Here is a 22,313-nt window from a genome sequence, read left to right as displayed (position 1 = left end):
TAAAGTAAAAATTTTCTAGAATACTAGACTTAGACCATAAAGGCATTTGATGACTAGTCATCATTCAAGTTACTAGAAGTAACAATTAGTAAAGCAATCTGTTCTCAACTCTGCGGAGTGTTGAGCGAAAATAAAATTAAAATAAGATTACGATTAGTATAAAGCGTATTTTCTATTTCTGCAACTCCCTTTTTTAAAAATTTAAAAGTAGATTTAAGAAACAAAATAAATAATTTAAACAATAATTTAAATTAAATTAATTTATCAAATAAATTATTTATTTTATTGTTTATAGATTATTAGAATTTAAAATATAGAGTCAAATAGAAGACGATAAACTGTGATCAATAGGCCAACCTTTTCTGGGCCAAAGCAGAAATAAATCTTTTCGTTTTTTCCAAACCTTAAAAGTAGATAGATTGTTTATCCCATAAAGGATGGCAGTATCGATAAAGTTCCTCGCTCCACAAATAAAGACTTATTATAGATTCTTACAAGGGAGAAAAACCATTGAAAAGGATTGTTGTGTTGAACATATTCGTGTAAAAAGTAGTGAGATTTACTTGCGAAATACAATAGAAAAATACACCATGTGTATGTAGAGGAGTTAAAAGAAAAAGTAGTTAGGGCAAAGACAACTCCATTTTCTCAAATTGAAAAAGAGTTTAATGAGAGAGAATATGATTTACTTACAAAAGAAGTTGAATATGAGACAGATATACTCAACTGAAGTATACATGTAGGAAACACGAAGAGGAAGGTATTCAAGATATCTCTTTAATATCATTGTGTCTTGGTTACTATAATAAGGGAACTAAATACTTAATAATAATAAAGCTCAGAGCAAGGTGCTTTGAGCTTTATATATTCAAAAGTATGAATAGTTTCTTTCTTATGGTATTGTCTGGTCACTCCACGTAGAGATGGGCATGGCACGGCGTCACAAATTAATTACTTTTCATTCATATAGATAAATTTCAGCCAAAATGTTCTTACTATCACAATTAGCTCTCATTCTAGTGGGACAGCCTGAACTACTAGATAAACTACATTTACGCAGTTTAGAAGCAATCTCCCAACGAATTAACACTCAATTCCATTTAGAGGGATTATCGTTTGAAGAGGTCAAAGAGTATATTACTCATCAACTCAAAATGACTGGAGAAAATCGACAGATTTTTACGGATTCGGCTCTCAAACGAATTTATAAGGAAGCGCGAGGCATTCTCCGTCTCACGAACCGATTGTGATCAGAGTGTCTTCAACACGATCACTATTTAAAGGTTAAATTGTATTTTCAAGTTTGAAAAGATCTTAGTAAGGTTATAAGTTTGGGAAAAAATCATTTTTTTTGCCATTTACTTAAAAGATATAAATGACTATATCTAAATGTGCATTTTTGCTCATCTAAGCTTGTACACTTTTGCTTGTTATAAGGCTTCCTATACAAGCGAGTGCATAATTACAACTTGACACGGAGCCTCCGCGGGCATGGCTATACAGCCAAAAAGCCAGCATTAACAGGGGCTGGCCTGCCAATCAAGGCTATCCATGCCCGCCACTCCATGTAAAGTTGTAATATACAGGGGAAATCAAAAATGTACATGTTTAAACGAGCGTTTTTGTACATTCTTAATTCAGCATTTGTAAAAAGACTTAGTTTTAAGAGTTAGACCCTTCCTTTCTACAAATAGGACATTTATTATTCTTTCTTGTTCGGTTGTTAATTAAATATTGATATTCATGTCCTTTATTACATATCCACCAAACCCTCTTATTTGAATATGGTTTTACTTTATCTGGTGTTAATTCTTTGTTTTTCTCATAATTCCATTCTTTTGCAATGTCTGGTTTTACGATTAACAAACTTAGTTCTCGATTAGTTTCTCGTCCATGACATATTGGACAAAAATTAGCTTTCCTTCTATTATTAATTACCATCTGGAATTCATGGCCTTTATCGCATAGCCACCAAACTTTCTTGTTAGAATTAGCATATATGTTTTCGGGTGTTAATTCTCCATTCTTATGTGGATGCCATTGCTTAGCAATTAATGGCTTAACTTTAGCAAGACTTCTAATATTAAATTCGCAAATAGGGCAGTTTTGGTATTTAACCTCATTTGTAACAGTACGTTGGTATTCATGACCATTTTTACATATCCACCAAATCCGCCTGCCTGAATTTGCTAATATATTTGATGGATTTAATTTTTTATTTTTATTATAATTCCATTTAATAGTTAAATCAGGATATCGATTTAGGATACTATTTTCTTTAATTTGATGTGTTATCAGGTTATAAATTTCAATCTCATCACGAATTGTATTGATAGTATCATCATTTAAATCATAATTAATTTTGTATCTATTAATTAGGAATAACATGATTTTCAGTATTACATTATTTAAGCTTTTCCGGTTTCCGTCTTTCACATCAAAGCAAATGTAATTTTCACTAAATTCAAGTCTTTCTAATCCTTCTTCTCTAACTCGTATTACATAAAAACCATTTTTTATAAAAGTGTTAGTTTTTTCCGAATCATGAATATACTTGCCTTTATGATAATAATAACCGTCATATTCAATTAATATCTCATCATTTATTATGATGTCTGTATTGTAACCATGTATCTTTTTACCTGAACTAATCTTTAAATTTAATAATACATTCATGCAATAATATAATATGGCCATCTCAGGAAATGATGTCTGACTTCCAATATTACATTCAGGACAATTGTTTCCACTAGCTCTACTATTAATTGTTGCTTGCCACTCATGACCTTCATTACAAAGCCACCAAACCTTTTTATTAGATTTAGAAGTAACATTATTAGGAGATAAATTGTTGTTTTTTTTAGGATGCCACTGTTCAGCCAGTCTGGGGAAAATACTTAATAGGTTATTATCTTTACATACTTTTCTACTTGAGCAATATGGACAACCTTTTCCATAACTTCTAGTTGCAACAGCTGCTCTCCACTCATGCCCTTTATTGCATACCCACCAAACTTTTTTTCCTGAAATCGGCAAAACATCATTTGGAGTTATATTAATATTTTTTTTATAATTCCATTCTTTTGCTAATGATGGGTTAACGCTCTCTAATGAGGTATCCGCATTTACTTTTTTATTTGAACAATAAGGGCATCCTCTTGGGTTATCTTTTCTTGTTCTATTTGCGATTCTTGCCTCCCATTCATGCCCTTTATCGCATTGCCACCAAACCTTCTTGTTTGAACCATTAATATAATCAAAAGGAATTTTATTGTAATTTTTTATAGGATGCCATTCCTTTGATAAATGAGGGCTTTTAGTAGCTAAACAATTATCAATACAAACTTTTTGATTTAAACAATAAGGACACCCACTATTTTTATTTGTTCTATTATTTGTTGTTGCTTGCCATTCATGTCCTTGATGACATAACCACCAAACCTTTTTATTTGAACCAGGGGTTACTTCGCTTGGTCCTAATGGGTTATTTTTAGTAGGATGCCATTCTTGTGCTATTTGGGGATTTATGGTCGCCAAACTATTATCAGAGCATACTTTATGATTTGTACAATAAGGACAATCACTATTTTTAAATGTTCTATTATTTATGGAAACTTGCCATTCATGCCCTTTATGACACATCCACCAGACTTTTTTATTAGAACCTAAGGTTACATCACTTGGTTCTAATGGATAATTTTTAAAAGGGTGCCACTGTTTGGCTATATTAGGGTAATTGTCACTAAAATTATTATTATTTAGAGTTGACATTGATAAATTCCGCCTTTGCTAATTGAATAGTAGTAATTATTGACAAAGGGGAACTTTTTATACACTTTATTTTAAAAATTAGTCTATTACCTTTGATTAATTCTTATCTCTAATATAAGTATGACTATCTATATATAAAAGAAAATTCAACCTGCAGGAATATCTTCTAAGAGAAAAAGTCACTCAGTTTAGCTCAATACTAAAATAACTACTAAAAAAATGTAAAAATTACTATATTCTGAATTTCTGTTTAATCGAGTACACTCAGATTCAACATATGAAAATAGGATAATGACAAGCTATCAACCTGTTCAAACAGACTAGTTGTTCTTTGAATAGTGGATATCAACAAAACGTATTTATAGCACACTTCATCATTTTTCCCGTCTTTTTTTGCGTTTCACTATCATTTCATGTTAGGGGTAAGAAAAAAGCATTGTTTTCTCTACATTGTTAGGAAATCAACTTTATTTGTGTAACAGTATCCACATCACAATAATCTATAATGCTCACTACGAAGAAGAAAGAGTCTAAGTTGCGCAAGTGGATTCATAAAAATTAGAAGCATTCATCTCCTGTTTAAGGAGATTTTTTTATGGATACCAAATCATATGCTCCCTGGTTTGAAACTAGGAGCTTAGAATTATATGGAAAAAGAATTATAATAGAATTAAAATAATGAAACTATTGGACTTAAACGGGGGAATCCAAATGCCTTCTACATTATCTTGGACTAAATACTCACCACTGGAAGACGAAACAACTATACTGGATCCACTTGCTTTTGATTATTTTGCTCAAGTATTGGGGAATGTGGTGCTACCTAGTTTTACAACAAGGACGTCTAGAGCCAGATATTACAGTATGGTTTGTTACGGGATCTATATATCAAATCAATACCTAAAAAAGAATGGAAATAATTACCACGAAACAGATGTACTAGAGGTATTTAAGCTATATGAACGATTTTGGGCAAGAGCCGTTGTGGAGCATTACCAAGGTAAATTACAGGAGAGAGATGGAAATGAACGTGATTTTAGAGGAAAGCGTGGGGCTGTAAAAGCCTATTACGAGAATCCAGAGTCCCTGCATTATCATTTTCTAACAAGGCAACTTGAACTAGGCGGACTAGGGGCCTATCGGACAAGCTTAGAAGATTTGGAATTGATTAAAGAGGATTTGAGTTTATCACATAAAGGCATGAATCTTGCGGTAAACTTTGTAAATCCCAATATTTACGATAAACTAGTCCTTTGCGCCATGAATGAAGAAAAAATTATTAAGAAGTACGGAAAAGGATCACTAGCATCATTTGGATTTCATGGCTCATTGGATGGGACAGTTAATGAAGCATCTTCATCTTATTTTCTTCTATACCATCAAGAAGAAGTCAAATTATTAAAAGAATATATCTTGGATCATCCCAAAAATACAGTAGCTATTACATACATATTTAGAAATCAACATGCCGGCAATGCAATGAATATTGTAGAACAAATTGCATTGCAAAACCCGAAAACTGAAGAGGGGAAAAAAGTGGTTTGGGGATTTAAAACAATATTGGCCTTTGAAGAATTAGCAATCATATTGAATCGGATTTGGTGTGCAATAATTCGAGCTGCAGAGGAACATTTAGGTAGGATCACAATTGAAGAAGCAATCATTGGGTGTAGTGAATATCTTAAAACTTTGTTAGATGGCAAATATATCTCTATTCTTTTGGAGCAAAAAGACTATTTGTCCATAGCAGGCAGCCTTCATGGACCTTCATTTGCCGCACTATTGGACCGGTTTGCAAATCTGACAGAAAATCAATACGATACTTTTTTGACAGAACTGATAAACTACCATAGCAATGTCATGAAAAGACGGAACAGCGGTTCTTGGGTGTTTTTGGATGGCGGGAATATTATTGTGACGGCAGGTTATGATTATCCCAAAAAAACCGAGAAATTCGAATTCCTCCACGGTTATAAAATTTCGAATATCCTAACACTAATCAAAGATACGGGGTGGACACCTAGTGATCAAGTATACTGATTTTTTTGAGCTTATCAATACTGAACAAGAAGCGCCGATAGCTGCGCTGTTTATGAGCTATGGCTTTGATGCAGAACTATTTGAAAAGCACATTCTACCAAACTTATTGGGAATCATCGGAAATGCAGATGAAAATGAGCTTAGATTTCGCAACCAGGTCGCGGTCAAATTAAAGGAAATACCCGTTACTGTGTTGTCTGATGCTAGGCAGTATCATGGTGGAAGGACATTTTTATATGATCATATAACGGTTTCGGACCATACATTTCATCCCAAATGTTATTTACTGCTCTATGAAACATATTTAAGAGTCATTGTGGGATCCTGCAACCTGACAAAAGCTGGGTTATGTTATAATGCCGAGACGATCTGGTATGAGGATATCAGGCAGGATGACTCAGTTACGAATACTATATCGAAAAATTTAGTAGAGATTTTGATTTGGATGGGTGAGCGTTACGGTATACAAAACAATGACGCCTTAAAAGAGGTCATCAAATTTTTGGAAAAAAGTCAATTTCGTAATGATTTTCCAAAATTAGTTTCAACTATTAGTGATAAAAGCGTATTCACTAACCTTTTTGAAGAAATAAAAAACTTGAAAGAGGAATGCAAAGCCCTTTCTATACTGTCACCTTTCTATGAAAATGATAGGGACCGCGCGTTGGAGAAATCATTATTGCTAGAGTTTGTTGATCAATTTAAAAGGATGTATCCAAAGGCGAAAATCAAAATTTACTTCCCAGCTATGAAAAGTGAGGATGCAACAATGTATAAAGTAACAGCCCCAGTTACAATTTTTAGAGAACTATGCGGTCGCTTTAATGATATTGAACTATATGTTATTCATAGAGAATGGGAAAGAGAGGATGATGAGCCAATTCCTCGCACGCTCCATGCAAAAATAATTATGGCTGAATTCAAAGGTGCTAGTAAATTAATATTAAGCGGCTCCATCAACTTTACCAATAATGCAATGAGGTCCAAGATTGAATCCTTAAGAAATATTGAGGTGGGGATTCTTGAATATGGGAAGATTAAGTTTGAATTTCCACAAACTATCAGGGTTAAAGTAAACGAATTATTCTACGAGGACAAGGTAACTAATGATAAGCAAATTATTGTCTTTGTAGAAAGCGCGGTATTGGACAATAAACAATTAATCATTAAACTATCAGGGCAGTTGGAGCCATTTAAGATAGAATATCAAAACCAAATAATCTATGAATCCGACATGATTCAAGAAACAATCACAATTCAGCCATTCCAACTTAAGAGGTCTCAAGATCTGCATATCGTTTGTAAAGAATATGACTTTTATGTACCGATTCAGATCGTAAATAAGCAAGATTATGAATCGGAAGATGTTAAGTTGTCATTTGAGTTGAAGGTGAGGGATATCATCGATTACCTAGCAGGGAAATATCGTAGTATGTCAGAAATTGAAAGATTGAAAAAAGTACAGAAGGTAAACGGACAAGACTCAACAGGTGGCCTTAACGTTTATTTCAGGCATAATCTGCAGCGGTATTATAAAGCAATGTCCTCTTTAAAACAAGGCTTAGAAGTGCCTTTTTATTCTGAAATGGCCTTTAAAAACTATTTATCCAACCCTATTGGCTTGAAGAACCTAATCCATATGATTATCGAAGATTATCAGAATGGCGATGCAGGAAATGAAGAAACGTTTCTATTTTTAGTAGAAATGGAAAATGTAATTGCTCATTTACGGTTTCAAGAAGATCGGCTTGAAAAAGAATATAAAGAACAAGTGCTGGCGGATATCATGGCCGAGCCTGTTTTAATCCGGAAGGAAATTTATAAAAAATCCAAAAAAATGATTCGAAACCAGTTTGATGTGTTGTTAAAAACATATGGATTGGAAGTGAGATAGGTGTTAGCAACGTCAACAGAAGTCACGGAGTTATTTGATTTTTCAGCTAGTATTGATACGAAAACAGCTGAATTGCAGACTAAATCCTGTTCGCAAATGATTAGGATGCTTCAAAAAGTACCTGGAATAATCCTTGGTGATGATGTAGGTATGGGCAAAACATATATTGCTTTTGGAACTGCTGTATGGTTTCTGGCCAATTATCCAAACCAACCAGTGGTAATCATTACTCCTAGTTGGCTTTTAAATGAAAAATGGCACAATGATATTCGTAACTTTATCGAAAAAAACCTTCATCATGAGAAGATAAACCTTTGTGAATCGGATATTGTCAGGATTACGCCTGGAGGCGAGACGTATATTCAACAAATTGCCAACGCCTCGAAAACAGCTAAGGTTTTATTGATCCCCATTAATGTCTTCTCTTCAATGGGCTGGAAGCATGAAAAAAGTTTCTTCTTGGCTTGCTGGTTCAAACACAGGAGGTTTTGGGGGACGACAAGAGAAAGAATTCTTCAAGCACTGGGTGGGGATCCAAGCGTTTTCGCACCTGAAGAATATCAAAATATGGGAATTACCTATCAGGAAATACCGGAAAACTGGTATTACGAACTGGATAGAATTTACCAGGAAGGTATGTTTTCCGATTCTAGTATTAATCACATATGGACGGCTATCAAAGACTTACGTTACAAAGCCATTCACAAAGTAATGCCGAATGCTTCACTATTAATTTTAGATGAAGCTCATAAAATGAAAAACGAGGGAACGGTCAAACGTACGGCCTTAAAGGCAGCTGTATTTCAAAAATTTCGAAAAGGGATTTTTCTAACCGCAACGCCTTTTGAATTAGGAGCAGGAGAGTTAGGATCTGTTCTCGATATGTTCAAATCGGCAAAAGTACCAAAAGATGAAATGACGCTATTTGAAACAATCTTAACTGATATGTTTGTCCAATTGACAAACTATCAGCAAAACATGGGGAAATTTGAAACCTTTGTCCATTTGATGAGTCCAGACGAGGGTGTCAAACTTGAAACAGCGATAAAGTCCGGCAGTATAGAAAATCTTGGTTTTGATGTTCGCGAGACTTACGAATTGTATCAAACTCTGCTTGAACAGAAAAATCTACTGGGAAAAATCATGAAAAAATTGATGATCCGAAATGTAAAAAAGAAGGATGAATATCGAAGTGAAATTATCGGCTCATTGACAAACGATGATAAGCTGGGAATTTCACTATCAAATGAAACTTATATACCATTTGCGTTAATAGAAAAGGCCATTTTTCAAATTTTAGCAAATGGAGATAGAACTTTTATTGCCAATGTTAAACAGTCCTTTACTTCCTCTTTTGAAGCAGTAAAGAAAGGCAGTATTTTTAGTCGGGACTTAGAAGCATTAAATATATTGCGGCAGTTGGATTTGGATAGAATTGCTCATCCAAAGCTTGATGCGGTAGCGGCTGATGTAGTACAAGCCCTATTGAGCGGGGAAAAGACGTTGTTATTTTGTGACCGGATTGAGAGCATCAACCAATTAAAAAAGAGTATTGAAAAAAGATTGGATCGTTCCTATAACAGAGATATTCGAAGGCTATTTCCGGAAAGCGGTATGAATGGCTTTGATAATTATTGCAAACGTTTTTACAACAAGCAGGATATTTCTTGGTTTCTGTTGCAGGAAAGTTATATTCATTCAGTCCTAATTCCGGTACTCAAACTATGCGGAAAAAACAAAAGAAGTATCCCCTCTCCAAAGGAAATTTCAGAAGAGGTCAGTTTAACATATAAAAAATACAACCTGACTGTAAAGGCGAATTATATGTATCTTAAACGAATTGTAGAACAAATTGTTTTCCGCCAAGCTTTGGACAAAGCAACTGGATGGGAAGAAACGTTGGCTAATCATCCGGTACTTTTGGGAACGGTAAATCATATCCTTCATCAACGGTATATTACCTATGGAATGAACCTGAAGGAAGATGATGGGGAAGTAGAAAATTTAGATGAAGAAGGTACTGAACTCCGACAAATATCGGTTAGGCTCATTAGTGACGTAATCAATTATAAGGGAATTTGGCATATCTATAACGAGCAGCTAAATAAACTGTTGCCAGTGGAACGAGATGAATTGGTCTTATCGATGATTCACTTCTTAAGGAGAGATAAACGGTTCTTCATTCAGCTTAGAAAGGCAAAAGAGGAACATCCAAATAAGGATGACCGTGATTTGATTCAAAGGATATTTGGGCAAGGAAGTCTGTTAAATTGGCAAAACGCTTATCAACGATTTCTTGAAAAATACTGTTCTGAAACCGTCGCTAATAGGGAGGAAATGAAGCTTGGGTTATCTAATTCCGATATTGTTGCAACCATTACTGGTGCTACCGGAAATGAAGCAAGAGCAAAAATAAAAGCAGGATTCAATACACCATTTTACCCCCAAATACTGATAGCAACTTCAACGATGCAGGAAGGAATTGATTTGCAGATTGAGTGTAAGAGGCTATTTCATTACGATTTGGAATGGAACCCAGCATCACTGGAACAAAGAGTAGGGCGCATTGATCGAATAGGCAGCCTCATTTCCAAACTGAGAGAGAAGGAAAAGGATGTTACCTTAGATGTTTATTATCCATATATAAAAAACACTATAGATGAAAGCATTTATACCACCGTTAAAGACCGGGAAAAGTGGTTTAATCTAATCCTCGGAGGCACGCCACAATGGGATACATTTGAAATTGATCCCGACGTAACCAATATAAAACCATGGGTGTTTAAAAATTTGCAAATTGATTTGAGTGTGAAAAATTAAGTTGAAACCTGAGGGCGGAGGAGTTTTGGAAATGAAGGTAATTATTCCAACACGTATTCTTACTTTTAATAGAAATGAGCTTAATCGTTGGGTAGAAGGGAATCGAGAAGATTGCATTGATTCCTATTGCAAAGGTTTACCAGGCTCTAAAGGGTTTGGAGAATATATAGCAGGTAGCTACTTTGAAACATTAGGCTACGAGTGGATTCACCATGATTATAATTTGTTTGGTGGAAACCGACTAGGAAAATACCCAAAGGCTGAATCCATATTTCGGAACCATTTTGGTGATGTAAGATTTGAGAAAGGAAGAGGGTATTCCGTCTCATTTTATCCTTTTACTAAAATTGAAGAACCTGACTTGATGGTTTACAAACCTGATTGTTCAGAAATTCTTTTCGTAGAATGTAAAAGACAAGATACGGGAGATAAACTTAGGGAAGAACAAGTTAAGGGTCTGGCTCTCCTAAAATTATTATTCGAATGTGATGTTCAAGTGATTGAGATAATCGAAGAAGGAAAAGCGGAGGCGGGTGTGGTAGCACCTTTAATATGGGAGTTTTAATATTCTGTGTTGTTGAAAGGGTATTTTTTGACCAATGTTAAAAGGTTTTAAAAACAGAAAAGATACAAACATAGAGAGCTATAATTGAAAATGGCACGTGTTGGCAATGGTAGGAGTTAGCTTGTATGAAAAGGCTGACTCAAAAGGTCGTTAAATAAAGACTTTTTGAGTCAGCCGTTGTTTAAATCAAGCTAATCTTTTTATTTGTATGTAACTCTATTAAGTCTTCAATGAAAATCACATCATACAACTCTATATAATCATTTTTTACTGTAATTTTTAGTTCTGTTAATTCCTCGTCCTCGTCATCTAAATTGCAGTTAACCTCTTGTTCACCATTTTCAAAAGCTAATAATAACTCCCTAATTTCTTTTCCAATGTGAAGTATTAGGTCGCGTTGCTGTCGCCAATCAATGTTATTAAATAACTTGAGTACCTTTGAAACTATATCTTGTGCTATTTCTGATCCTTTGAAACTATTATATTCTGTTACTTCGAATTTTTTATCTACTTCGTTTGCAATACCAAAAAAGATCGATGGACGGTTTGTAAAGACAACACGATAATAATACGAAACCTCATATCTTTCCCAATTTCGTTCCGCATTCGCTACCTCAATAAAGTGATCATACATTGGGGTGCTATCAATTAAGATAGGCCCTGATATTTTTTCCTCACAAATTTGATGCATCTTTTTAATAAGATTCATTCCCTGGTTCCTCCTTAAAATTTTGTTTTTTTCTACTAGACTAACAATAATACGAGAGGAAAATTCAGTCAAAAAATGTCTAGCTTTGTTTACAGTAACCACGGGTTCTATCGGTCTTAATGAGAAAAGTGAATTACGAAAAAGAGGATATCGAATTACAGATACTAAAAGGGAACAGCGGTGGAAAGTATTACAACGTGCCGGGGGAGAAATTGGCTTAAAAAAGATTGCGTAAATATTCATGTTTACAAAAATGTAAAATAATACCTCCTTTACTACAGTGTTTTAAACTATAATAGTGATATAAATAGTTTCTTTAGGGGTTATATCCATGGATAAATTTACAGCTAATTATTGTTATTCAAATTCGAATTTTATCATTACAAATTTGCCTAATAATCAAAAACTGTCCCCGTATACTAACATGATCCGCGTTGTTCAGAATATCATTATGCGAGGTTCCCCGACTATTGCTTCGAATTTTCTCCGTAAAGAACTTAATTTGGAAAGAGATTATTTGGAAGATTTGATGGAAGTTAAATTTATTTCAAATGAGAATTTGAATTGGACTCGAACAATTAAAGGTGATGTTACTCGAAATGATTATCCAGCCAATCAGTTTTACGATGATCTGGAACAAATTTTTGATAGGCTAAAATTCTTAAGGAATTTAACACTCGCTGAGTGCCCAATTTCCCAAATTCTCCCGGACGTTACACTTGCATTCAATAAGCAAATAGTAGACTTTTATATTCCGTTTCTAAAAACTGTTATTGAAGTTGATGGAGAAGGACATAAAAGACAGGAAGTCCTTGATAAACAACGAGATAAAGCTTTTGAACGCAATGGAATTAATGTTGTTAGAATTAATACAAAAGATATTAGAGTCAAAAATTATGAGAACTTCAAAAAGGAATTTATTGCTATCTATCGTCCTAACAAGGAAAAGGTTGAGCAGTACAGGGATTATTTACATATCAATCAAAAGGATTATGAGGTACAAATAAAGTTAACCCTAATCATTAGGCTTCAAGTTTTGTTACTTGAACTGCTGGATCGAGGGGTTCTAACTTTCGATAGTACCCACTGGAATTTTAATGTTACTGGTATTGAAAATAAGAATGCTCTTAAGCTTGCAATAAGCGATCTGGAACTTTGGCTCGGCCACATAGGGGCATTATTCAATATCAACATTTCCATGCCTCATATAAAAATAACAGTTTATGAGAATGAATCACAATATCCGCATGGGAACAACCAAATTAATATCATGATTAATATATTTAAGCGTTGGGATGATACCGTTCTCAATACAAATGGTTATCATATTCGAACGGATTTTGACGATGATGCCAATTATTTTTCTGTAAAAATTAATGAGCCGGTTGTTTACTCATTAACGCATAAGCTTCATCAACAGAATTTACAGTTTTTATTGGAAAATCTATTTGGTTTTAAACAGTTTAATGAGGGTCAGCTTGAAATTATCATGAACTGCTTAAATGGTGAGAACACAGTAGGGTTATTGCCTACGGGAGGCGGAAAATCGCTCACCTACCAATTTTGTGTATTGCTGCAGCCAGCTATTAGCTTTGTTGTAGTTCCCATTAAATCATTAATGATGGATCAAATAAATAATATAAATAAGAAACACTATATTTCTCATGCTAGTTTTATTAATAGTGATTTATCTGCGGAGGAATCGAGCTGTAGATTAAAGGATTTTGCAGCGGGAAAGTATTTCTTTTTAATTATTTCTCCTGAACGCTTTCAGTCTAAGGGTTTTCGAGAAGAATTAACATTGGTTAATGAGACAAAAGCATTATCAATAGCAGTTATTGATGAGGTTCATTGTTTGTCGGAATGGGGTCATGATTTCAGGACTTCTTATCTTGCGTTGGCAAAATCGATCAGAAAATTTGCCCCTTCTGCAAGGTTTATGGCTTTAACAGCTACGGCATCCTCTAAAGTATTGAAGGATATTATGACTGAATTGGAAATCAACAGCAGCAATGTCATTACTATTTCAAATTTCACAAGAGATGAATTGGAATTTAATATTGTTAAGATGAACAGGAATTCTAAGCAAGAATATCTTATGCAATATTTACGGGGAAGATTTGAGAAGGATAAAGACCCCACCCTCGTTTTTACTCAGACCGTTAATGGGGATACTGGCTGCTATAAATTAAGCCATGCGATTCAATCAAGAACCGGGCTGCAAACTGGTTTTTATTCAGGGAGTGCACCAAGAGGTGTTGATTCTAACTGGTTCGCAAAATATAAGGATGAGATTCAGACTTCCTTTATGGACGATGAGATTGATGTGTTAGTTGCTACGAAGGCTTTTGGTATGGGGATTGATAAGGGAAATATTAGGCAGACCATTCATTATGGAATACCCAGCTCATTGGAATCATTTTATCAGGAGGCAGGCCGCGCTGGACGTGATAAAAAAAGTTCAAGCTGCATTATTTTATACAGTCCGGATCAATTAAATGAAAAGCAGCTACAGGCAATTTTTGGATTAAACACAAATGTCTCGTTACTTGAACAAGAAAAAAGAAGATTAACTGGAGATTTAAATACATTACTATTTTTTCTGTCCACCAATCTTACGGATATTCAGCAGGAAGTAGAAGAAATTTATGCCTTTCATCAAGAATATTTTACAAGCGGCAGTGAAGTAGTTTTAGTTGATTTTCATAATGATAGAGAACGCGAACGTAAGGAAAAAAGTATCTACCGATTGGCATTATTAGGTATTGTTGGAGATTGGACCATAAATTGGAAGTTTAGGCAAATGGAGGTTGAACTTGCTGATTGGGATGAAAATAAGGTAATCAACCATTTAACAAATCATATTAAAAAATATGATTTTATGTTTACACTCAATCCATATGAAAAACAATCAGAACAATATAAGGACATCATCCATCATTTTCAAAACAGCAATGAACCCTTTCTAAAAAGAATTCTCCTCGTTTTATTAAAATGGTATAACGACAATGTGATTTACTCTAGAAAACGTTCAATGTTACTAATGAAGCAATATGCCGATCAGTTTACAGATAGTCGATCTTTGCAGGAAAAAATTGAGACCTATTTTAAAAGAAATGATGATGTTTATCTTCTTGAAAAGAACGTTGCTCAAAAAGACAGGCTAAAAGATTGGTACAAAATATTTTATGTTCAAGAAGAAGGAAAAGATGACCAGCTACGACCATTAAGTACGTTTAAAAGCTTAAAGATTACAGTCAGCCGGTTTCTGGAAAGTTACAATAATGATATAAGTCTTAATTTAATCAATGGTTTAATCTGTCTTGCTGAAGGTGAATTCGACTCAATTGATGGACGGGATAGAATGGCAGTAGCTATTCGAGAAATCGCAAGATTGGATTATTACTTGAGAGAAGAAATGCTGACTTCTATTTTAGCAACAGCTGATGATTTTTTAACGAATGAACAAAAAATTCAATTAAGTGAAGTGTTAATATCAAATGGTTTTGACATAATAGAGGATTTAAAAGAAATTCATACCAGGCTTGAGGATCAGTATAGTTATGGAAGTATGATAAAAACACTTCATTCTAGTATTAGAGAGCTTTCATATGGAGGTTACCCATGGGAAATGTAGAACAAATCGATCAACTTGAAACCTATATTCAAGATCTAGGTGAAGAAATTACTAAGGTAAAGAAGGCATCTGATTATCTAAAATTAATCGAAGAATATCAAGAGGAAGTGAGAAAAACAACAGATGCTCTTAATCAATCAAATACAACACTTAAACTCATTCAAAAGATAGTTGATAGTAAACTTGAGTTATTTCAAACAACTTCAAGTAATATTGAAGCCAAACAGCAGAATCTTGAGCAGACCTTATTAAGTGCAAACGCAAGTCTTGAAGAGTTGAAGCACCAACTGGGAAATAATGAGAAGGCAATTGTTTCTTGTTTTAAAGAGTTAAATAAATTGGCGAATCAGAATCAAACACAAGTTGTTGGAGAAATTAACCGATTTAAGGAAGAGCAGACATTACTCATAAATGGGAATTCAAAGACTAATTTGATATTTACTGTGATAAATGTGGTGTTCAGTACTATAACAGTGGGAATGTTGGTTTATTTGTTGCTGAATTGATTGTTTTGTCTTTTTTGCTTGCAGTATTTTTCTAAAAAAGCTGTCGATAAAGGAACACCTTTTATCGGCAGCTTTTTTTGGTATACCTAAAAGATGTATTTGGCTCAAGTTACATTTGTCATTGCCATAAGTAAATTGATTCCCGTAATCCAAGCTGGTCTCGCCAAAATAACTCTAAAGCAAGGTAAAATTCATATAGATTGTTGTTTCCTATTAAAAAGTCAAATCACCTGATTAACTACAGAAAAGATTGTCAAGTAGATTCTCCTCATAACTGATTAGTATAGTTAATTCTACTTGACCTTAAAATTTCTGTCTAACTAAGTGTAACCTATCCAATATTGATCTATTAACAATGAACGGGGTATTAAATTCTTTCTTAAAAGATGTCAATCTAGCTAGAAGTGCTGTCATATTAAATTAGGGAAGCCTTCAACTATACTGTTGGGGTTTTTTTATTTTAAAGAGAAAACAAAATATAATTTATTTTGTTTGAAATTAAATTAAATTAAATTATAAATAAATTATTTATTTTATTCAGTGATAAATATCATTTTATCCATGCATTAATGATATACCGACACGTCTAAAATGCATAAAAATACCTGTATTAATAATAATTATAGACGTGTTTTATAACAGATTTCGCAATCAAATCATAAGGATTTTTTATAGAAAAAAGAATATGAATTTTGGAAAGTAACACGGAAAGTTTAAAGGATTATTATTTTCCATTAAACTTTCCATGTTTGTAGTAAATTCAAAACAAGCAAAAATCCAGATATATAAAGGGTTTAACGGTTTTTAAAAAGAAAATTCGGACCCCGCTGGAACAACGCGACTAAATACGTCCTCGCTAACGTTCTTCCAAGTAAGATTTAAACTACTATTTCCTCTAGAGGTAAGGATATCTTTTTTAAGACTTTTATGGCATTTTTTCATTTAGTTTCTATTAGGATGTTTGAATATGAAGTATAACAGAATATATAAATTTTATTTTTTCGTAATATAAGACTATAAAATAATTTATTCTGTTTAAAAGTAATTTATTTTTTTAAATGAATTACACATAGAAATTGTGGGTGAGAATTAGCAAGTGAAATCAAGTAATGAAATATCCTTTAAGGCTACAACGATTATTAGGACATTCTACATTAGAAGTTACTAATCCCGTATTCCAGGTATAAATGAAATGAATCGTACCTCACTAAAAACAACTGCGTTTTGTATCCAACTTTACAGGAGTCTTTCCAACTTATGATTAGGTCAACAATTGATGGAAAATGAAGGATTGTATGAAAATATGTTGAAATTATTCATTAGGGAAATTTTCCAATCGAATCTTAAAATAAATAGCACGAGATTCATTGAACTTATCAAAGGAGATGGAGATCTTGAAAAGAGTCGCTTTAATCAGTTGTACAAAGAGCAAGCATTCGTATCCTTGTGAAGCACAGGAAATGTACATGACGTCCACCTTATTTCAAAAGGCTAGAACATACATAGAAAGTCAGAATTACGATGAGTGGTTTATCCTATCGGCCAAACATGGTCTATTAGATAAGTCAGAAATTATAGAGCCCTATGATGTATCGCTGTTGACTATGAAAGTGTCAGAACGTAAAGAGTGGTCCAATCGTGTTTACAATCAACTTAAAGAAATGAAAGATTGCGAGTTTGATTTTTATGCGGGCTCGAAATACAGGGAATTTGTTATTCCGATTTTAGAAAAAGACGGATTTATTTGTCATTCGCCTATGCAGGGGTTGAAAATAGGCGAGCAACTACAATTCTATTCAGATGCTTTAGGGGAAGGTGTAAAAAGTGGAAGCAGAATTAGTTACTAAATTAGATGAAGTTATTGAAAACGTTAAGCAGTTTAACAAGGACTTGGCGGCAGGAGAAGACGTTATTTCGCAATTAACGATGTTTAAACATTGGTACTACCTTGAAGAGTTGGATTTGTTCGGTCCGTCAAAATACGTTGGTTATAAAAACATGAATACATCAAGGTACGACCGAGGAAAAGGGAAAACGGGTGTAGACACTGAGGCTGTTTTAAAGCAGTGGTTTCGAAAATTAGAGAATGGTAGTGAGGAAGAACAAAAATTGATGGTAAAGTTAATGAATCTAGTTGAAGGTTATCACAAACGTGTTAGAAGTAATGCATTTGTTCATGTGTTAAAGTAAAAATTTGGTAGGGGATAAGAAATGACAAGGGCATCAAATCTCAAAACCTTTATTCGTGATGGGCAAGAGTGTATCATGTGTAAAGTGCGAAAAAAACTGATTGTGCTCACCCCAGAAGAGGAGGTAAGACAATCGACTATCGAGTTTCTAACAAGCCAAATGAATGTACCTTTAGACAAAATTGAAATAGAAGTTCCCATGTCTTATTTTAAGAAAGGGGCAAAAGGAAGAGCAGATATCATTGTCAGTGGAATAGATGAGGATGGGTATTTGGTTGCGGTCCTTATTGTGGAGTGTAAAGCACCTACCATTCCCTTAACGGACGATGTGTTTGAACAAGCCGTTTCTTATGACAATATAGTGTTGGCTGATACAATTTTACTTACAAATGGGAATAAAAAAGAATTTGAACATTGGGTTGAATCAGAAAAGAGGTATTGTCCTCTCACTGATACGCCTACTTACTTGGAATTAATAGATAAAAAGAAGTTAAAATATGATCTAGTACCAAAAGAACCTTGGAAAAGACCGGATTTTAAGAAGATTCGTTCCAAGATGGTAATTGATGAATTTTTACATAACGGATGGCTTGGTGAAGACACGGAGATGGAACTGCAGCCGTTTATCGTTAACCTAGGGGGCTTTTTTCAAGATGATCAAGTAAGACTATCGCCTTGTGATCTTTCTGGAGTAAACATTGTTGAAGATGGCGGAATAAGGTTTACATCTTTTGGAAATGCGGCAGGCGGAAGTTGGCATGGATATTATCGCTTCTTTGTCTTACAAGATGAACAAGGGAACCATCAAGTAATAAGTATTGGGACTTTTGCACAAATGAAAGCAACCAATCACCCCAAGTTTGGGAATTCAAAAGGTTATACCATTTTAGTTGTTGCGATTGACGACTATGATAGTAGCCACAATTCATTACAGTTAAACTTAGATAAGAATCTGATTGTTCATGGAAATGAGTATACAATTACTCATGATGGCCGTTTAACAGTTGGAAACAAAGGTGCAGTTAAGCGAGAAGATGTTGTGAATTTTTTGAGAGAGATGGCACCAGACTTAGTTCAAGATGATAGAATTGTATTGGGGAAATTTGACAACTCCAAAGAGATTACAATTAAACAAGCAAATACAAAACAGTTCTTAGGGAGACTTATTAAATACGCGCTAATCCGTGATAAATATAGAAAATTGTGTATGAAAAAATAACCTTCATGTTTTTCACTTTGCAGATGCTGAAAGGCTGTGACATTTAATGGCAACTTTTTTAGGGAAGAACGAATTGGTCTTCTGTCAAGAAAGTGGACAATAAAATTTGAGACACTATTAAACAAATCCACTACCTCGCTTCGTTTGGTCCGGTGTTAGAAATAGTCAATCGAAAAGCATGATTGACTATTTCTAACACCAAAAGGGTAAATTATGAGATATTTTCCACTTCATTTTGTTGGTGAATTCTCTCAAATTGATTCGGTGATTGGTTTCCTAAGGTCGACCTGTAAATTAGCTCTTTCTTGATAGTTGCGTGAAACGATTCTATACAAGCATTATCATACGGGTCGCCTTTTTTACTCATACTGATTTGAAATTTTTTCTCTCTCAAAATACCAACATAATCATGCGAACAGTACTGAGAACCACGATCCGAGTGATGAATTAATCCTTCTCCAGGCTACCTTGTAACAATCGCCATATTTAACGCTTGAATGGATAACTCTTTCTTCATATGGGAAGCCATATTCCACCCTACAATTTTTCTAGAAAATAAATCCATGACAGATGATAAATAAACCCATCCTTCAAGTGTCCAAATATACGTAATATCAGTTACCCAGACTTGATGAGGCTCCTCAACATTGAATTGGCGATCTAAAAGGTTAGGATAAATATATAAGTCATGATTGGAATCAGTAGTAACCACAAACTTTTCTGTTGGTATAGCTTTTAATTCCATTTCTCTCATCATTCGAGCTACTGTTTTTAGGGAAATGATATATCCCCAGTCAAGAAGATCAGAATGCACCCTAGGACTACCGTATGTTCCAAAACTTTCATGATAGGACTTACTAATCTTCTGCTGGAGCTCTAAACGATAGGCATCCTTCTCAGAAAGAGGACTGTTCAGATTTTTGATCCATTTATAGTAGCCACTTGATGATACTTTAAGAACTTTGCCCATCTTCGCCACAGCCTGTTCATCAGAGTGGGCTTGAATAAATCTATAAATCACGCTTGGTTTTTCGTGAAGATGTGCATGGCCTTTTTTAGAATTTCATTTTCCGCCTGTAGATCACGTATTTGTTTTTGCATAGCTCTTAGCTCAGCATCTGGTGTAGAAAATGTTTGTACAGCTTTTATTTCAGGCTGCTGTCCGTATTTTTTTACCCAACCATGTAAAGTGTTTTCGTTAACGCCTACCTCCCTAGCTACTTGAGCCACTGGCTTGTTATTCTCAACGATATACTTTACCGTTTCTTTCTTAAATGTTTCGTCGTACCGTTTACCTTTAGCCATTTAGACACACCTCGTCATAGTTTCTATTTTTATTATAACAATCTGTGTCTACATTTTAGTCTAGCATCAGATTCTTGTAACTTCTCTAATAAATCTAAGTCTAGTCCGTTTCTCTTCTTAATTTCTCTATATAATGCTGATCGACTAACTTTTGTGATTTCTTCAATTTCTTTTACGGTTTTACCACCTTGTACGTAGAGTTCTAATGCATGATTCATACCAGGATGCTTCTCAGTGTATTTTTTTGTTCGTCCGCGATACTTCCCCTTTTGTTTCGCGATTTCGACACCTTCTTTTTGACGCATTTTTGATAAATCGCGCTCTAACTGACTTACTCCAGCCATAACCGTTAGCAAGAACTGGTTATAGGGATTATCATTCGTTGTATTGAGCCAGGTGTCTTTTAGCGACTTTAAAAACGCGCCTTTACCTTTGATAAGATCCACTAGATCAAATAAGTCTCTACTACTTCGGCTAATTCGAGTTAAATCAGTAACGATTACCACATCATCTTGCTTTAATTCATCAAGCATCTTCTGAAGCTCCGGGCGGTCTATCGTTGCTCCACTTACTTTATCTTCGTAAATAATTTCGCATCCATCATCCTTTAATTGTTTAAGTTGACGATCTAAATTTTGATCTACTGTGCTGACACGTGCATATCCTTTTTTCACTTTAACGCCTCCCAAGTTTGAGGTTATTAATTTAATAATACCACTTAATTTTGGAATATGTAATTGGGACGATCTAAAGTATCGAAAATACTGATCTTGTTTTTTGTTCCAATAGAGTCTACCCTATTGAGATAATCATATGGGACAAAGATGAACAATAGGCGGCTATTGCGCACTAAGACCATCTTACTGAAATGGATATTTTATTCCAAAAAGTCCTCTGATTTGATAAAATTAACCTAAAGTTTGTGAATTTTTTCACTTAAAGTAACGAGCAGGTTACTTTAAGAAGACCGATAGGGATTTTATGGTAAAATGGAGTATAATGTAATGAATTTGAAAGAAGGGATTTTTTAATGAATTGTTTGAAAAAGATCTTCATAGGTGGATTATTTGTATTCTTTTTACTCACTGGTTGTTCTATAGGTAATGAAACTACACAAAAAGAGATAAACATAATTAATAATAATGAGGTTTGGATAGAGAATGTGCCAAACGAAATACATATTGAGTTAGTGGATGAGATTAATCTGTTTAAAAGGATAGATAATAAAAAAGAAATCCAAGATATTATAGAAATTATTAATACTGCAATGGATTTGGATAATAAAGGATTAAAATTTTTTGACGAAAAGAATGATGAGAAACCAAAATATATTGGCATCATAAGAGGTTTTGATGAAGAAATAGAATTGTATCAAATGGATCACAAAGAGGTAATTTATATGGTTTCCGCAAAAGGTGTTAAGTCAATTGTAGCAAATAATTTTTATGTATTAGAATACATTCCTGAACCAATACCACCTGGAAAAAAACCATCTTTAGACGAGATAGTACCTATTCCTCCTGGTGGTGAGTTAGAGAATGATGATATTAAAAAACTGAATCCCTAAATACAATGAACAACCTTTGTACACTAAATATTTCATTGTGCTAACGGGAGCGATAGCGAAACGAAGCTGTCGCTTCTTTAACTATTGAAGC

16 protein-coding genes and 1 pseudogene are annotated in these 22,313 nt (G+C 34.1%); 11 read left to right on the top strand and 6 right to left on the bottom strand.

Features of this window, described 5'->3' with window-relative positions:
* Window positions 1–1,662 precede the first annotated feature (1,662 nt).
* Complete coding sequence (locus D612_RS19945) at window positions 1,663–3,771, bottom strand: zinc-ribbon domain-containing protein (RefSeq protein ID WP_017754975.1); 2,109 nt, start codon at window positions 3,769–3,771, stop codon at window positions 1,663–1,665.
* 711 nt (window positions 3,772–4,482) lie between these two features.
* Between D612_RS19945 and D612_RS0108110 the strand changes: the two genes are divergently transcribed.
* From D612_RS0108110 to D612_RS0108095, 4 genes are read left to right on the top strand one after another with little or no spacing between them, the layout of a single operon-like run.
* A complete protein-coding gene (locus tag D612_RS0108110; RefSeq protein WP_017754974.1) occupies window positions 4,483–5,811 on the top strand; it encodes a hypothetical protein in 1,329 nt (442 codons plus the stop codon).
* The gene (locus D612_RS0108105) at window positions 5,795–7,705 is read left to right on the top strand and encodes a phospholipase D-like domain-containing protein (protein ID WP_017754973.1); all 1,911 of its coding nucleotides are present in this window, start codon (window positions 5,795–5,797) and stop codon (window positions 7,703–7,705) included. Before D612_RS0108110 ends, D612_RS0108105 begins: the two co-directional genes overlap by 17 nt.
* Entirely contained in the window at window positions 7,706–10,525 is a 2,820-nt protein-coding gene (locus D612_RS0108100) for a helicase-related protein (RefSeq protein ID WP_017754972.1), read from the top strand.
* A gap of 31 nt (window positions 10,526–10,556) precedes the next feature.
* Window positions 10,557–11,090 carry a hypothetical protein gene (locus D612_RS0108095; protein ID WP_017754971.1) on the top strand — a complete coding sequence of 178 codons (534 nt, stop codon included), beginning with the start codon at window positions 10,557–10,559 and terminating at the stop codon, window positions 11,088–11,090.
* Between the two features lie 181 nt (window positions 11,091–11,271).
* Here the strand turns inward: D612_RS0108095 and D612_RS0108090 are convergent, their stop codons facing one another.
* Window positions 11,272–11,799 (bottom strand): hypothetical protein, encoded by a 528-nt coding sequence (locus D612_RS0108090; protein WP_017754970.1) that lies wholly within the window; start codon window positions 11,797–11,799, stop codon window positions 11,272–11,274.
* An 85-nt stretch (window positions 11,800–11,884) separates the two neighbouring features.
* On the opposite strand from D612_RS0108090, the gene D612_RS19405 reads away from it, so the two are divergent.
* The 6 genes from D612_RS19405 to D612_RS0108060 all read left to right on the top strand — a co-directional run bounded on the left by D612_RS19405 (window position 11,885) and on the right by D612_RS0108060 (window position 19,350).
* Window positions 11,885–12,034, top strand: coding sequence for a hypothetical protein (locus D612_RS19405; protein ID WP_017754969.1), 150 nt, complete (start codon window positions 11,885–11,887; stop codon window positions 12,032–12,034).
* A 96-nt stretch (window positions 12,035–12,130) separates the two neighbouring features.
* Window positions 12,131–15,436, top strand: a complete 3,306-nt coding sequence (locus tag D612_RS18695; RefSeq protein WP_017754968.1) for a RecQ family ATP-dependent DNA helicase — start codon at window positions 12,131–12,133, stop codon at window positions 15,434–15,436.
* On the top strand, window positions 15,424–15,942 hold the full coding sequence (locus D612_RS0108075; protein WP_017754967.1) for a hypothetical protein: 519 nt from the start codon (window positions 15,424–15,426) through the stop codon (window positions 15,940–15,942). The genes D612_RS18695 and D612_RS0108075 overlap by 13 nt, the downstream gene beginning before the upstream one ends.
* Before the next feature lie 1,394 nt (window positions 15,943–17,336).
* On the top strand, window positions 17,337–17,789 hold the full coding sequence (locus D612_RS0108070) for a DUF6884 domain-containing protein (protein WP_017754966.1): 453 nt from the start codon (window positions 17,337–17,339) through the stop codon (window positions 17,787–17,789).
* On the top strand, window positions 17,767–18,132 hold the full coding sequence (locus D612_RS0108065) for a hypothetical protein (RefSeq protein ID WP_017754965.1): 366 nt from the start codon (window positions 17,767–17,769) through the stop codon (window positions 18,130–18,132). Before D612_RS0108070 ends, D612_RS0108065 begins: the two co-directional genes overlap by 23 nt.
* Window positions 18,133–18,153: 21 nt before the next feature.
* Entirely contained in the window at window positions 18,154–19,350 is a 1,197-nt protein-coding gene (locus D612_RS0108060; RefSeq protein WP_017754964.1) for a type I restriction enzyme HsdR N-terminal domain-containing protein, read from the top strand.
* 289 nt (window positions 19,351–19,639) lie between these two features.
* Here D612_RS0108060 and D612_RS20145 read toward each other — a convergent pair.
* From D612_RS20145 to D612_RS18060, 4 genes and pseudogenes are all read right to left on the bottom strand, one after another.
* Window positions 19,640–19,795, bottom strand: a pseudogene (locus D612_RS20145) (integrase core domain-containing protein); the annotation flags it as partial.
* Between the two features lie 18 nt (window positions 19,796–19,813).
* A complete protein-coding gene (locus D612_RS18065; RefSeq protein WP_154649467.1) occupies window positions 19,814–20,371 on the bottom strand; it encodes an IS3 family transposase in 558 nt (185 codons plus the stop codon).
* Window positions 20,368–20,655 (bottom strand): transposase, encoded by a 288-nt coding sequence (locus D612_RS0108050; protein ID WP_017754963.1) that lies wholly within the window; start codon window positions 20,653–20,655, stop codon window positions 20,368–20,370. Before D612_RS0108050 ends, D612_RS18065 begins: the two co-directional genes overlap by 4 nt.
* A 32-nt stretch (window positions 20,656–20,687) precedes the next feature.
* The gene (locus D612_RS18060; RefSeq protein ID WP_017754962.1) at window positions 20,688–21,329 is read right to left on the bottom strand and encodes a recombinase family protein; all 642 of its coding nucleotides are present in this window, start codon (window positions 21,327–21,329) and stop codon (window positions 20,688–20,690) included.
* Window positions 21,330–21,685: 356 nt separating this feature from the next.
* Between D612_RS18060 and D612_RS0108040 the strand changes: the two genes are divergently transcribed.
* A complete protein-coding gene (locus D612_RS0108040) occupies window positions 21,686–22,222 on the top strand; it encodes a hypothetical protein (protein ID WP_017754961.1) in 537 nt (178 codons plus the stop codon).
* Window positions 22,223–22,313: the final 91 nt, after the last annotated feature.

Origin of the sequence: Calidifontibacillus oryziterrae, from assembly GCF_000331575.1 — a bacterium.
Lineage (GTDB): Bacteria > Bacillota > Bacilli > Bacillales > Bacillaceae_J > Calidifontibacillus_A > Calidifontibacillus_A oryziterrae.
The sequence above is the reverse complement of the archived record's forward strand: the minus strand, read 5'-3'. Positions and strand labels throughout refer to the sequence as shown.

Coding starts and splice junctions, on each gene's coding strand:
- D612_RS0108050 (WP_017754963.1), bottom strand. CDS start 20,655: ATGGCTAAAGGTAAACGGTACGACGAAACATTTAAGAAAGAAACGGTA.
- D612_RS0108110 (WP_017754974.1), top strand. CDS start 4,483: ATGCCTTCTACATTATCTTGGACTAAATACTCACCACTGGAAGACGAA.
- D612_RS0108090 (WP_017754970.1), bottom strand. CDS start 11,799: ATGAATCTTATTAAAAAGATGCATCAAATTTGTGAGGAAAAAATATCA.
- D612_RS0108095 (WP_017754971.1), top strand. CDS start 10,557: ATGAAGGTAATTATTCCAACACGTATTCTTACTTTTAATAGAAATGAG.
- D612_RS0108040 (WP_017754961.1), top strand. CDS start 21,686: ATGAATTGTTTGAAAAAGATCTTCATAGGTGGATTATTTGTATTCTTT.
- D612_RS0108075 (WP_017754967.1), top strand. CDS start 15,424: ATGGGAAATGTAGAACAAATCGATCAACTTGAAACCTATATTCAAGAT.
- D612_RS0108060 (WP_017754964.1), top strand. CDS start 18,154: ATGACAAGGGCATCAAATCTCAAAACCTTTATTCGTGATGGGCAAGAG.
- D612_RS18695 (WP_017754968.1), top strand. CDS start 12,131: ATGGATAAATTTACAGCTAATTATTGTTATTCAAATTCGAATTTTATC.
- D612_RS19945 (WP_017754975.1), bottom strand. CDS start 3,771: ATGTCAACTCTAAATAATAATAATTTTAGTGACAATTACCCTAATATA.